Source organism: Actinoalloteichus spitiensis RMV-1378 (assembly GCF_000239155.1).
GTDB classification, from domain to species: Bacteria; Actinomycetota; Actinomycetes; order Mycobacteriales; family Pseudonocardiaceae; genus Actinoalloteichus_B; species Actinoalloteichus_B spitiensis.
The window spans coordinates 1-13,490 of the sequence record NZ_AGVX02000611.1 but is presented as its reverse complement, the minus strand read 5'-3'; the positions used below and the strand labels follow the sequence as shown (position 1 = coordinate 13,490).

The following is a 13,490-nucleotide window of genomic DNA, read 5'->3' as shown; positions in this document are numbered from 1 at the left end:
TCGACGACCTCTCCCAGCGCCGCCCGCATCGTCGGTACCCGGGAGTCGCCGTGCTTGTAGACCCGGTGGCCGAACCCCATGATCCGCCGCTTCTCCGCCAACGCCCGGGACAACCAGCCCTCCACCCGGTCGGCGCTGCCGATCTCGGCGAAGGTCGCCATGACCGCCTCGTTCGCCCCGCCGTGCAGCGGGCCCTTGAGCGCGCCCACCGCCGCGGTCACCGCGCTGTAGAGGTCGGAGAGCGTGGAGGTGACCACCCGCGAGGTGAAGGTGGACGCGTTGAAGCTGTGCTCCGCGTAGAGCACGAGGGAGATCTCGAAGGCACGGACGATCGGCGGTTCCGGCACCTCCCCGAAGGTCATGTACAGGAAGTTCTCCGCGTAGCCCAGGTCCGCCCTCGGCTCCAGCGGGAGCAACCCCCGACGTCGCCGCTGGGTGAGCGCCACCACGGAGGGGAGGGCGGCGAACAACCGCAGGGACTTGGCGTGGTTGGCCGCCGGGGAGTTGTCGTCCTCCCCGGGGTCGTTCGCGCCGAGCACGCTGACGGCGGTCCGCAGCGAGTCCATCGGGTGGGCGCTCGGAGGAAGCGCGAGCAGGAGGGCGACGAGGTCCGGCGGCAGCGCGCGCCGCGCGCGTTCCTCCGCGTTCTGCGCCGCGAGCTGCTCCGCGCTGGGCAGCTCCCCGTGCCAGAGCAGGTGGGCGACCTCCTCGAACCGGCAGTGCTCGGCGAGGTCCTGCACCGCGTAGCCGCGGTAGGTGAGCGAGTTGGTGTCAGGGTTCACCGAGGAGATGCCCGTCGTGTCGGCCACGACGCCGGCGAGTCCCCGGTGGACGGTGGGAGTGGACATCGGTGTCCCCCTTCGGCTGGGGCGCGGCGCCCGGTGGGAGCCGCGCCGAGGGCTCAGACGCGGAAGTCGTGCACGGAGGAGTCGAAGGTGCCGTACCCGGCGTAGTCCACGAGGTCGTACAGCTCCCGGCGGTGTTGCATCCGGTCGAGCAGCTCGGTCTGCTCGCCCCGCTCGGCGATGCTCGCCAGGCCGTCCTCGGCCGCTCGCATCGCCAGCCGCAGCAGCGTCACCGGGTAGATGACCAGGTTCACCCCGAGCGATTCCAGGGTGCTGGTGCTCAGCAGCTCGCTCTTGCCGAACTCGGTCATGTTCGCCAGGATCGGGACGTCCACGGCCGAGCGGATGCGCTCGAACTCGGCCGCGTCGGCCATCGCCTCCGGGAAGATCAGGTCCGCCCCGGCGTCCTGGTACGCCCGGGCCCGCTCCACGGCCTCGGCCATCCCGAGCACACCGCGCGCGTCGGTGCGGGCGGCGATGACGAAGTTCGGATCGCGACGGGCGGTCACCGCGGCCGAGATCCGCCGCACGGCGGTGTCCCGGTCCACGACCTCCTTGCCGTCGAGGTGGCCGCAGCGCTTCGGGTTGACCTGGTCCTCCAGGTGCAGCCCCGCCACCCCGGCGTCCTCCAGGGCCTGCACGGTGCGGGCCACGTTCATCGGTTCCCCGAACCCGGTGTCGGCGTCCACCAGCGCGGGCAGGTCGGTCATCCGCGCGATCTGCTGGGAGCGGCCGGCGACCTCGGTCAGCGTCGTCAGGCCGATGTCGGGCAGCCCGAGGTCGGCGGCGAGGACCGCGCCCGAGACGTACACGCCCTCGAAACCGGCCCGCTGGACCAGCCGTGCGGACAACGGGTTGAACGCGCCGGGGAACCGTTGCAGCCGACCCGACGCCAGGGCCGCGCGGAACGCCGACCGCTTGTCGGTGGGCGAGGTCGTCGAGTGCAGCATCAGAAGATCCCCTTCGTCGCGGGTGCCGGGTCGGACAGCGACGGGAGCGCGAGGGCCGCCACCTCCGCCGCGTCGAGCTCCGGCAGCCGGGTGACGGCGTCGAGGAAGCGGTCCTGGTCCGCCGAGGACACCACCCCGTCGGCGAGCTGCCGGAACTTCGCCACGTACTGGTCCCGGGCGAAGGGCCGCGCCCCCGCCGGGTGCGCGTCGGCCACCGCGATCTCGTCGGCGAGCACCGTCCCGTCGGCCAGCTCGACCTCGACCCGCCCCCCGAAGGCGGGTTCCGGCGCGTGGTAGCGCCGGGTCCACTCCGGGTCCTCCACGGTGCTCACCCGGCGCCACAGCTCGACGGTGTCCGGGCGGGTCGCGCGGGAGCGCTCGTAGGAGTGCTGGTGGTGCCAGCTGCCGTCCTGGAGGGCGACGGCGAAGATGTAGGGGATCGAGTGGTCGAGGGTCTCCCGACTGGCGTTCGGGTCGTACTTCTGCGGGTCCCCGGACCCGGAGCCGATGACGTGGTGGGTGTGGTGGCTGGTGCGGATCAGCACCCGGACCACCTTGTCGGTGTCGCCGATCCTCGGCCCCAACCGGCGGGCGAGGTCGATCAACGCCTGGCTCTGGTACTCGGCGGAGTGCTCCTTGGTGTAGGTGGCGAGGATGGCCCGTTTCGGTTCGCCAGGGGCGGGCAACGGGACCGTGTACCGGGCCTCGGGGCCGCCGAGCAGCCAGGCGATCACCCCGTCCTCCCCCTCGTAGATCGGGCTGGGCGCGCCCTCGCCGCGCATCGCCCGGTCCACCGCCTCCACGGCGACCTTGCCGGCGAAGGCGGGCGCGTAGGCCTTCCAGGAGGAGATCTCCCCCTTGCGGGACTGCCGGGTGGTCGTGGTGGTGTGCAGCGCCTGCCCGATCGCCTGGTGAACGGTGGCGGTGTCCAGCCCGAGCAGGGCGCCGATCCCGCCGGCGGCGGAGGGGCCGAGGTGGGCGATGTGGTCGATCTTGTGCTCGTGCAGGCAGATGCCGCGCACCAGGTTGACCTGGAGTTCGTAGCCGGCGGCGATCCCCCGGACGAGGTCCGCCCCGGTGGCCCCGGTGTGCTGGGCCACCGCGAGCACGGGCGGGATGTTGTCCCCGGGGTGGGAGTAGTCGGCGGCGAGGAAGGTGTCGTGGAAGTCCAGTTCCCGGACCGCCACCCCGTTCGCCCAGGCCACCCACTCCGGCGAGTAGCGGCCGGCCGTGCCGAACACCACCGCCCCCGGCGAGGCCGGGTGCCGGATGGCCTGGTCGCGGGCCGCGAGCACGGGACGACGCGCCAGGGACGCGGCCGCCACCGCCGCGTTGTCGATCACCCGGTTGATCACCATCTCGGTGACCTCGGGCTCGACGGCCACCGGGTCGGTGGCCACCGCCGCCAGCTTCCAGGCCAGCTGTTCCTCCCTGGGCAGGGGCTCGGCTGACGGGTAGGTGCGCACCACGTGGTCGATCATCACTCTCCCTGGGGTCCTCGGGGTGGGGCCGTGGGGCGCCGGTCCGTTCGGCGTGGCCACCACCTGGCCGGCCGCCGGCGGAACGCGATCCGGATGGCCCGGACGTCCCTCCCGGTCGCCCGCCGGTGGCAGCGGCCCCTCAGCGGGTTCCCGCTCTTCCTGTGAATCTTGTGACGCCCTCACCGAAATCGTGGCACCGCCAGCCGGCCGCTGCTACCTCTCCTCGCTGCCAACAGTTGTGAAAACTTCGCCGTGATCTGTGAAGCTTGTTAACGTCCTCGGGTGGAGAAGATCTACGCGGGAGCCCGGCTCCGGCAACTGCGGCGGGACCGGGGCATCAGCCAGGTCGCCCTGGCCAGGTCGCTCGGCGTGTCGCCCAGCTACGTCAGCCAGCTGGAACACGACACCCGACCGCTGACCGTCCCGGTCCTGCTCCGGCTGACCGAGACCTTCGGGCTGGACGCCGAGTTCTTCGCCCCGCAGGACACGGTGCGCCTGGTCGCCGACGTGCGGGAGGTCTTCGACGACCCGGCCGTGGGTGACACCCTCTCCGCCAGCGAACTCGACGAGCTCACCGCCAACCTCCCCGGGGTGGCCCGCGCGCTCGTCGGCCTGCACCGCCGCTACCGGGACGCCACCGAGAACCTCGCGGCGATCACCGGCGGCCGCGACCTGGAACGGGTCGCCGGCCCCATGCCGCACGAGGAGATCCGCGACTACTTCTACCAACGCCAGAACTACGTCGCCGAGCTCGACGAACCCGCCGAACGCCTCGCGGTGGAGCTCCGCCTGCGACCGGGCGAGGTGCGCCCCGCCCTCGTCGCCGCCCTCGCCAACCGCCACGGGGTCGAGGTGACCACGCGCGGCATCGAACCCGGCTCAGACCAACACCGCTACGACCCCGAGCGGCGGGTCCTGCGCCTCGCGCCGACCCTGCGGCCCGGGCAGGCCGCCTTCCGGCTCGCCTCCCAACTGGCGCTCCTGGAGGTGGGGGAGGTCATCGACCGGCTGGTCGCGTCCTGGACCTTCGGCAGCGACACCGCCCGCCGGCTGGCGCGGATCGGACTGGCCAACTACTTCGCCGGGGCCCTGGTGCTGCCCTACCGCACCTTCCTCGGCGTCGCGGAACGGTACCGGTACGACATCGCCAGGATCTGCGACCACTTCGGCGTCGGCTTCGAGACGGTGTGCCACCGGCTGTCGACCCTCCAGCGGCGCGACGCGCGCGGCGTGCCGTTCTCGTTCGTGCGGGTCGACCGCGCGGGCAACATCTCCAAACGCCAGTCGGCGACCGGGTTCCACTTCTCCCGCGTCGGGGGGTCCTGCCCGTTGTGGGTCATCTACGAGGCCTTCGGTTCGCCGGGCCGGGTGCTCACCCAGATCGCCGAGCTGCCCGACGGCAAGAAGTACTTCTGGATCGCCCGCACGGTGTCCCGGACCACCGGCGGCCACGGCGACCCGGGGAAGACCTTCGTCGTGGGCCTGGGCTGCGAACTCCCGCACGCCCGACGACTCGTGTACTCCGACGGGTTGGCGCTGGGGGAGGAGGCTCGGGTCACGCCGATCGGCATGGGATGCCGGGTGTGCGAACGCCCCGCCTGCCCGCAGCGGGCGTTTCCGCTGCTGGGACGCCCGCTGCGGGTGGACGAGAACAGCAGCACCACCCTGCCCTACCCGCCGGCTGGCTGACCCGCTGTCGGAGGACGTGGGCGCCACCGGTCAGAAGGACCGCCCAGCCGACGACGCTGCCTGGCCCACCGCCGCCCCGAGGCCCAGTGGTCCTCAGGCGGCCGACGCGGCGTGCGTGGTCGTCCCTGCCGAGCGCGGCCACCACCACCGTGGCCATCGTGGGGCCCCGGGCGTGTGAAACCCGTTGACCGACCGTCGGGGACGGACCTGGTGGACGAAGAACACCGCGCCACCACCGGGCACCTCCCGCCTCCTGGTCGTGTCGACGCGACCAGCACAGGCACCTTCCCTCCCACGGCACGGTGCTCCTGCCGTCCCCCGGCGTTTACCCGCCAGTGGGTGTCCGGTAGCCGCCCGCCATTTCCCGGCGCGGTCGGGCGCGGTGACCATGACCCTCGACACGACCGGCGACCGCCGCTCGGTCCTCGCGGGAGTTCACGGCCGAGGGAGGGAACCCGATGCGCGCGCTTCCCCCAGGGCCCGACCTCGCGGTCGAGGTGCGCCGACTGGTCAAGCGCTACCCGGGGGCGCGGCGACCCGCCGTCGAGGGCCTGTCCTTCTCCGTGCGCCGTGGGGAGATCCTCGGCCTGCTCGGACCCAACGGAGCCGGCAAGACCACGACGCTCGGCGTGCTCACCACCCAGGTGGTGCCCACCGCCGGGGACGTGCTGGTCGCGGGACAGGACGTCGTGCGCGCACCCCACCTCGCGCGGGCGCGGCTGGCCGTGGTGACCCAGCACAACAACCTCGACCGGGGGCTCACCGTCCGGCAGGACCTGCTGCGGCACGCCGCCTACCACGGTGTTCCCCGTGCCCAGCGCCGCGAGCGCGTCGACGCCCTCCTCGCCGAGTTCGGCATGACCGAGCACGCGCGGAGCCGCCCCGACCTGCTCTCCGGCGGCCAGCAGCAGCGGGTCAAGATCGCCCGCGCGCTGGTGCACGACCCCGACGTGCTGTTCGTGGACGAGCCCGCCACGGGCCTGGACCCGAGATCGCGGCGGCAGGTGCACGGTCGACTCGTCGAGCTGAACGGGCGGGGCGTCACCGTCGTCATCACCACCCACGACCTGCGCGAGGCCGCGCGGCTCTGCCAGCGCGTCGCGATCATCGACCACGGCCGGCTCGTCGCCCTGGACACCCCCGCGCGACTCACCGGCTCCGACGGCGACCGGTTCGCCTTCGACCTCGTCGTCGAACCCTGCCGCGCCGTGGAACCACTGGTCCACGCCCTCGACGGTCTCCCCACCGTGGACGCGGTGGAGCGGATCGGCGGCGGCGGGGCGGTCCGGCTGCGGGTGCGCGGCCACGGCTCCCGCACCCCCGCGCTCGCCGACGCCGTCGCCGCGACCCGGGCCGGCGGCTACACCGTGCGGGACCTCGCGACGGACCCGGACACCCTGGAGGACGCCTTCCTCGACCTGACCGGCGGCGGGGGAGCGAGGTGACGGTGGCCGCGCCGGACCCGGCGAGCACCCGACCGCCACCCCCTGGCGCCGCCCGGCTGTTCCTGGCCATGCTGTGGCGGGACCTGCTGATGATGTCCCGCCGGCTGCCCAGCGCCGTCGCCCAGACCCTCGTGCAGCCCTTCTTCCTGCTCCTCGTGCTCGGCACCGTCCTCACCGAACTCGGCTACCTGCGACCGGACCACGCGCAGGTGCTGCTGCCGGGCATCGTCGCCCTCGCGTCGTTCCTCGGCGCGGCGCAGGCCACCGCGCTCAACATGGTCTTCGAGTTCCAGATCACCCGGGAGCTGGACGACCGGCTGCTGGCCCCCGGGCCGACCTCCGTGGTGGCCCTGGCCAAGATGACCTTCGGGGCCCTGCGCGGGCTGCTGTCCGGACTGGTGACACTGCCGTTCGGCGGGCTGCTGCTGTCGGTGGGCTGGGAGTGGGCCGCGCTGCCGCTGCTGGCCGGGTTGCTGGTCCTCGCCTCCGCCGCCGGCGCCGCCGCCGGCATGGTGCTGGGAACCGTCGTCCCTCCCGACCGGATCAGCGTCGCGTTCGCCGTGGCCGTGGTGCCGATGACCTTCACCGGATCCACGCAGTTCCCCCTGCCGCTGCTCGGCGACTTCCCCGCCTTCCAGGTGGTGTGCGCGCTCAACCCGCTCACCTACGCCAGCGAGTCGTTGCGTGCGGTGACCGCGCCCACCGTCCCGCACCTCCCGCTGCCCGTCAGCGTCGTCGTGCTCGCGGCCTGCGCGGTGCTCGCGGGCTGGGCCGGCGTCCGCGGTTTCCGCCGCCGGGCCCTCCAGTAGGCAGTTCCGAGGCAAGGAGAAGCCCCGTGTACCGCTACACCGTCGCCGTCATCGGGAGCGGCTACGTCGGACTCACCACCGGAGCGTGCCTGGCCTCACTGGGGCACCGGGTGCGGTGCGCCGACATCGACCCGGCCAAGGTCGACCGACTCCGCCGGGGCGAGGTCGACATCCTCGAACCGGGGCTGCCCGAGCTGCTCCGGCAGGGGCTGGCGTCCGGGTTGCTCGCCTTCGATCTCGGGGCCACCGGGGCGGTGCGCGACGCCGAGGTGGTCATCCTCTGCCTGCCCACCCCGATGGGGCCGGACGGGACGGCCGACCTGACGGCGGTGTCGGCGGTCCTGGCGGAGACCGGGGCGCTGCTGGCCCCGGGCTGCGTCCTGGTGAACAAGTCCACCGTCCCGGTGGGGACGGCGCGCCGGATGGCGGAGGCCCTGGGGCGCGACGACGTCCACGTCGTCAGCAACCCCGAGTTCCTCCGCGAGGGCAGCGCGGTGGCGGACTTCCTCTCCCCCGACCGGATCGTCGTCGGCTCCGACAGCCGGCAGGCGGCCGAACGGGTCCTCGCCCTCTACGCGCGGCTCGGCGCGCCGGCCGTGCTCACCGACGCCACCAGCGCCGAACTGGTCAAGTACGCGGCGAACTGCTTCCTCGCGACGAAGCTGTCCTACGTCAACTCCATCGCCGAGCTGTCCGAACGCCTGGGCGGGAACATCGCGGACATCCTCACCGGCATGGGCTACGACCAGCGGATCGGGCAGTCCTACCTGCGTCCGGGGCCGGGGTGGGGTGGGTCCTGCCTGCCGAAGGACACGATGGCGCTGCTGCGGGTCTCGGAGTCGGTCGGTTTCGACTTCTCCCTCCTCGCCGAGGCCGTGCGCACCAACGAGCGGCAGCGGGAACGGGTGGTGGACAGGGTCGAGGCCGCCTGCGGCGGGTCCCTCGACGGGCTCCGGCTCGGGCTGTTGGGCCTCACCTTCAAGGCCGGGACCGACGACCTGCGGGACTCGCCCGCGCTGGCGATCGCGGACCTGCTGGTCCGCCGGGGCGCCGAACTCGTCGCCCACGACCCGGCGGTCGCGGTGACCCGCGAGATCCACGGCGGCGCGGTGGCGGTCACCGACGACCCCTACGAGGCGGCGCGGGGCGCCGACGGGTTGGTGCTGCTCACCGAGTGGCCGTCGTTCCGGGCGCTGGACTGGACGCGGGTGGCCGGGCTGCTGGCCCGGCCCGTCGTCGTCGACACCCGCAACCACCTGGATCCCGACGTGCTCGCCGGGGCGGGCATCACGCTCACCGGTCTCGGCGCCGCCCCCGTGCCGGCGCGGGCCGAGCCCGACCTGGTCCCCGAGCCCTGACCGGGCCGAACATCCGAGAAGAGAAGGACACCGCGATGCGCGTGCTGTGCACGATCACCGGAACCCCCTCCCACGCCAGGGCGCTGCTGCCCCTCGCGCGGGGCCTCGTCGCGGCCGGGCACGAGCTCCTGGTCGTGGCTCCGCCGAAACCGGCCGCCGTGTTCGACGGCGAACCGGTCCGCGTCGAACCGGTCCTGTCCGAACTGGCCGACCTGGTGATGCGGGCCCTGGCCGAGGGCACCTCCACGGTGCCGGCGGACGTCGACCGGCACCACCAGGCGCTGTGGGTGATGACCGGCTGCGGCCCCCACATCGTCGCCAACCACGAGGCGATCCTGCCCCTGGCCCGGGACTTCTCCCCCGACCTGGTGCTGCGGGACGGCACCGACTTCGCCGGCGCGTTGGTCGCCGAGGCGCTCGGTGTCCCGTCGGTGCCCGCGCCCTCGGGGACCGGCCAGTTCCTCGACCCGGCGCTGGTCCACGCCGAGCTCAACGAGCGCCGCGCCGAGCTGGGGTTGGCGCCGGCGGCCGACCCGCTGGCGATGTACCCGCACGGTCGACTCGACTGCGTGCCCGCCGAGCTCTCCTTCGCCCGGGAGGACGCCGCGCCGGCCTTCGCCTACCAGCAGCCGGCCACGGTGACCCGCGCCGAACGGCTTCCGGACTGGGTGGTCGAGCTGCCGGCGGACCGCCCACTGGTCGTCGCCTCGGCCGGCACCATGCTCCCCGGGTTCACCCCGGAGCCGGGCCAGCTGCCCGACTCGGTCACCGAGCACCCGTTCGCGGTGGTCCCCGAGTCCTTCATCGCGGGACTGTCCGAACTGGACTGCGTGGGCGTGGTCGCCACCGGCGGTATCCCCGTCGACCCGGATCTCGCCGGCGAGAACGTGCACGTGGTCGACCACATCCCGCAGCCGTCGCTGTTGCAGTGCGCGCAGCTGTTCGTCACCCACGGCGGCTACAACAGCATCCGCGAGTCGATGCGGGCGGCGGTGCCGATGGCGGTGCTGCCCCTGTTCGGCGACCAGGAGCACAACAGCGACCGGCTCATCGAGCTCGGCCTGGGGGTGCGCGTCGCCGACCCCGAGGGCCGGTACGTCGCCGAGGCCTGCCGGACCCTGCTGGACGACCCCGGGTACGGTGTCCGGCTCCGCCGCGCCCAGCGGCGGATGCTGGCGCTGCCGCCGGTGGAGTCGGCCGTCGCCCACCTGGAAGGACTGGTGCGGTGATGGCCCGGCCCCGCATCCGGCACAACGACCACGGCCTGCTCCAGCCCCCCGACCCGGGCGGGTGGACACCGGAGCTGTCCGTCAGCGTCGTCATCCCCGCCCACGACTACCACGACCGGCTGGACCTCACGCTGGCCGCCCTGTCTGCCCAGTCCTACCCGGCGGAGCTGCTGGAGGTCGTCGTGGTCGACGACGGCAGCACCCCGCCGGTCCGGTTGCCGGAGATCAGGCCCGAGCACACCCGGCTGGTCACGGCCGGTCCCGACGGGTGGGGGCCGGGGCACGCGCTGCGGAGGGGCGTCGACGTCGCCGAGGGCACGATCATCCACCGGCTCGACGCCGACATGGTCGCCTGCCGGGAGGAGGTGGAGCTGCACCTGCGGTGGCACCACCTCGCCGACTACCTCGTCGTGCTCGGACACCGGCTGATGGTCGACTTCACCAGCGGTGACCTCACCCCGGAGCAGGTGCGGGACGCGGTCGCCGGCGGCTCCTCCGGTGAGCTGTACGACGCGGCGACCGCCACGCCCAACCACTGGATCGACGCGGTCAGCCGGGAGACCGACGGGCTGCGGGAGGCCGGGCCGAGCGTGGGCACCACCCTGGTGGGCGCCAGCATGTCCGTCCCCGCCGCCCTGCTGCGCGCGGCCGGGGGCGTGGACCCGCGCCTGACGCACGGCGAGGACACCGAACTGGGCTACCGGCTGTCGCAGGCCGGCGCGGTGTTCGTGCCCGAGGCGGGCGCGACGTCCTGGCACCTCGGTGCCTCCGGCCTGCTCCGCGACCCCGAGGGGACGGTCCGGCACAACCGCCCCTACCTCGCGGACCTGGTGCCGACCCTGCGGCTGGCCCGCCGTGGCGTGGCACGGCAGTGGACGGTCCCCTACGTCGACGTCGTCATCGACGCTAACGGCGCCGGGCACGAGGCGGTGTGCGCGAGCGTGGACGCGGCCCTCGACGGTGGGGTGCCCGACGTGCGGGTCACGCTGCTGGGGCCGTGGGACGAGCTGGGCGGGCAGCGGCGGGACGTGCTCACCGAGGAGCTCGTCGACGCCCGGCTCACCCGGGTCCACTACCGGGGGGAGGGCCGGGTCCGGTTCGCCACCTCGGCGGGGCGCGACTCGTTCCCGGTGCCGTTCCGGTTCACCTGCCGGGCCGGGTGGCGGGTCCACCCGGGGGCACTGTCCCGGCTCGTGCGGTGGGCGGATGCCCAGCGCCTCGCGGCCGTCACGCTCGACCTCCCCGACGGCGGCGAGCTCGGCCGGCTCGAACGGACGGCCCTGGTGCGGCGGGCGGCCCTGCTGTCCCCGGAGTCGACCGACCTCGACGGCGTCCTCGACGAGATCGGCGGGGTCGACCGGGTGGACGCGCCCGAGTGGGGCACCGGGGAACCTCCCGGCCCCAACGACCTGTCCATCGACAACCTGCTGACCCTGCTGGAGGAGCAGGGCCTCCGACCGCCCCGGCCCGCGCCGTGACCGCGCCGCCGGAGCCACCGTCCAGCGTGGACCTGCTGGTGGTCGGCAGCGGTCCCGTCGGGTCCGCCGTCGCCCGCCGCGTCCGGGACCTCGTCCCCCGGGCGTCGGTGCTCGTCGTCGACGCCGGACCCGCGGTGACCGGGCCACCGGGCCGCAACGTGCACAACCTCCCCGCCGGCGACCGCGCCCAGCCCCGCGACCGCTCCGCCGGCCGCTACCCGGCGGTCGGCTCCGGACTGGTCACACCCCGGTTCGGCACCGGGCTGCTCCGGCCCGCCGAGCCGGGGGGCGACGAGCAGGACGGGATGCCGGCCGCCGCGCTGTCCACCTGCGTCGGCGGGATGGGCGGGCACTGGACCTGCGCCACCCCCCGCCCGGGGCCGGCGGAGCGGTCCCCGTTCGTGGAGACCGACGACCTCGCCGTCGCCGAACGGCTGCTGGGGGTCCGGGCCCGCCCCTACGTCGACACCGCCGCCGGCACCCGGCTGCTCGCCGGGCTCCGGGACGCCCTGCCCGGCCAGGACGTCGGGTGGATGCCGATGGCCGGCGGCCCGGGGGAGTGGAGCGGTGCCGACACCGTGCTCGGCGACCTCGACCGCCAGCCGGGGTTCCTGCTGCGCCCCGAGACGCTGTGCCGCCGGCTGCTGCTCGACGACGGCCGGGTGACCGGTGCGGAGCTGGCGTGCCTGCGCGGTGGGCGGCGGTGGACGGTCCGGGCCCGCGCGGTGGCCGTGGCCGCCGACGCGTTCCGCACCCCGCAGTTGCTGTGGGCCTCGGGGCTGCGGCCCCCCGCCCTGGGCCGCTACCTCAACGACCACCTGGCGGTGATGGCCTGGGCGCTGCTGGACCTCGAGGACCCCCCGACGCCCGCGGAACCCGCCGAACCCTTCACCGGGGAGTGGCGGGACCTGGTGACCGGTGTCCTGCGGGTCCCCTGGACCGGCGGGCACCCCTTCCACGGTCAGGTCATGCTCGCCGACCTCGGCCCGCTCGGCCCCGGGGTCGCCGACCCGCGTCCGCTGCTGAGCCTGACCTGGTACGCGGCCAAGGAGATCCGCGCCCGGGACCGCGTCACCTTCTCGGCGGAGCGGCTCGACGCCTACGGGATGCCGGCGCCCCGCGTGGAGTACGGGCTCACCGACGCCGACCGGGCCACCGCCGCCCGCGCCGCCGAGCTCGTGTCCACCGTGGCCGCCTCGCTCGGGGAGACCACCCCCGGCGGGGAACCCCGCCTGTTGCCGGCGGGCAGCTCCCTGCACTACCAGGGCACGGTGCGGATGGGCGACGACCCGCGCACCTCGGTCTGCGACCGGGACGGTCGGGTGTGGGGGGTGGCCAACCTCGTCGTCGGCGGCAACGGGGTCATCGGCTGGCCCACGGCGGCGAACCCGACGCTCACCAGCGTGGCCCTCGCCGTGCGCGCGGCCGGGGCGGTGGCGCGGATCCTCCAGGGGGTGTGATGGCCGGAGTCGGCATCATCGGGACCGGTCGGGTTGTACGGAGCGTGCACCTCCCCGTGCTGCGGGAGCTGGCTGACCGGCTCCCCGTGGTCCACGCCGTGGCCGCGACACCGAGTTCCGCGACCACGGCACTGGAGGCCGCTCAGATGAGCGCTCGGGCGGGGGTGGACGTGGACGCGCTGCTCGCCGACGAGGAGGTCGACGTCGTCGCCGTCTGCGGCCCGCACTGGACGCACGCCGACCACGTCGTCGCCGCCTGCGAGGCCGGCAAGCGGGTCGTGCTGTGCGAGAAGCCACTCGCGCTGGGCGTCGAGGACGCCCGGCGGATCGCCACCGCCGCCGCCCGCGCCGGAACCCGGGTGCTGGTCGGCACCATGCACTCCTACGACCCGGCGTGGCGGGCGGCCCTGGCCCACGCGCTCCCCCGGCTGGGCGGGGCACGGCGGGTGCGGGTCCGCGCCTGGGTGCCGCGCACCGAGCTGCTGGTCGCCCTGGCGACCGGCGCCCCACCGCCGCCGGCGCCACCCGCGCCGCCCGCCGTCACCGACCCCTCGGCCCGGGCCGTCATCCTCCGGTTCGCCCTGCTGGGGTTGGGCGTCCACACCGCCGGCCACCTGCGGGCGCTGCTGCCGGACGTGGACCGGGTGACCCACGCGAGGGTGCTGCCCTCCGGCGGCTACCTGCTGGGGCTGGCCGGGGCCGGCGGTACCGCCGTCCTCTCCGGATTCTCCGCCGGCGACTGGCGG

General features: G+C 74.5%; 11 protein-coding genes. 8 read left to right on the top strand and 3 right to left on the bottom strand.

What is annotated here, in order from left to right; translation table 11 throughout:
• The 3 genes from ACTIDRAF_RS0222610 to ACTIDRAF_RS0222600 form a co-directional block, all read right to left on the bottom strand.
• Positions 1-848, bottom strand: an 848-nt coding sequence (locus ACTIDRAF_RS0222610) for a citrate/2-methylcitrate synthase (RefSeq protein WP_016700985.1), incomplete at its 3' end; no start/stop codon positions are given.
• 53 nt (positions 849-901) lie between these two features.
• Positions 902-1,795 carry a methylisocitrate lyase gene (gene prpB / locus ACTIDRAF_RS0222605; RefSeq protein ID WP_016700984.1) on the bottom strand — a complete coding sequence of 298 codons (894 nt, stop codon included), beginning with the start codon at positions 1,793-1,795 and terminating at the stop codon, positions 902-904.
• Positions 1,795-3,276, bottom strand: coding sequence for an MmgE/PrpD family protein (locus ACTIDRAF_RS0222600; RefSeq protein WP_016700982.1), 1,482 nt, complete (start codon positions 3,274-3,276; stop codon positions 1,795-1,797). Before ACTIDRAF_RS0222600 ends, prpB begins: the two co-directional genes overlap by 1 nt.
• Before the next feature lie 282 nt (positions 3,277-3,558).
• On the opposite strand from ACTIDRAF_RS0222600, the gene ACTIDRAF_RS0222590 reads away from it, so the two are divergent.
• The 8 genes from ACTIDRAF_RS0222590 to ACTIDRAF_RS32220 form a co-directional block, all read left to right on the top strand.
• Positions 3,559-4,965: a short-chain fatty acyl-CoA regulator family protein gene (locus ACTIDRAF_RS0222590; RefSeq protein WP_016700980.1), complete on the top strand. Its 1,407-nt coding sequence runs from the start codon at positions 3,559-3,561 to the stop codon at positions 4,963-4,965.
• Between the two features lie 458 nt (positions 4,966-5,423).
• Positions 5,424-6,410, top strand: a complete 987-nt coding sequence (locus tag ACTIDRAF_RS0222585) for an ABC transporter ATP-binding protein (RefSeq protein WP_016700979.1) — start codon at positions 5,424-5,426, stop codon at positions 6,408-6,410.
• On the top strand, positions 6,407-7,219 hold the full coding sequence (locus ACTIDRAF_RS0222580; RefSeq protein ID WP_016700977.1) for an ABC transporter permease: 813 nt from the start codon (positions 6,407-6,409) through the stop codon (positions 7,217-7,219). Before ACTIDRAF_RS0222585 ends, ACTIDRAF_RS0222580 begins: the two co-directional genes overlap by 4 nt.
• Positions 7,220-7,245: 26 nt before the next feature.
• Positions 7,246-8,577, top strand: a complete 1,332-nt coding sequence (locus tag ACTIDRAF_RS0222575) for a UDP-glucose dehydrogenase family protein (protein ID WP_016700976.1) — start codon at positions 7,246-7,248, stop codon at positions 8,575-8,577.
• Positions 8,578-8,612: 35 nt separating this feature from the next.
• Positions 8,613-9,806 carry a glycosyltransferase gene (locus tag ACTIDRAF_RS0222570; protein ID WP_016700975.1) on the top strand — a complete coding sequence of 398 codons (1,194 nt, stop codon included), beginning with the start codon at positions 8,613-8,615 and terminating at the stop codon, positions 9,804-9,806.
• The gene (locus tag ACTIDRAF_RS30610; RefSeq protein ID WP_157163214.1) at positions 9,806-11,284 is read left to right on the top strand and encodes a glycosyltransferase family 2 protein; all 1,479 of its coding nucleotides are present in this window, start codon (positions 9,806-9,808) and stop codon (positions 11,282-11,284) included. Before ACTIDRAF_RS0222570 ends, ACTIDRAF_RS30610 begins: the two co-directional genes overlap by 1 nt.
• Before the next feature lie 26 nt (positions 11,285-11,310).
• The gene (locus ACTIDRAF_RS0222560) at positions 11,311-12,744 is read left to right on the top strand and encodes a GMC oxidoreductase (protein WP_245533613.1); all 1,434 of its coding nucleotides are present in this window, start codon (positions 11,311-11,313) and stop codon (positions 12,742-12,744) included.
• A partial coding sequence (locus ACTIDRAF_RS32220; RefSeq protein WP_016700972.1) for a Gfo/Idh/MocA family protein occupies positions 12,744-13,490 on the top strand: 747 nt, incomplete at its 3' end. The genes ACTIDRAF_RS0222560 and ACTIDRAF_RS32220, both read left to right, overlap by 1 nt.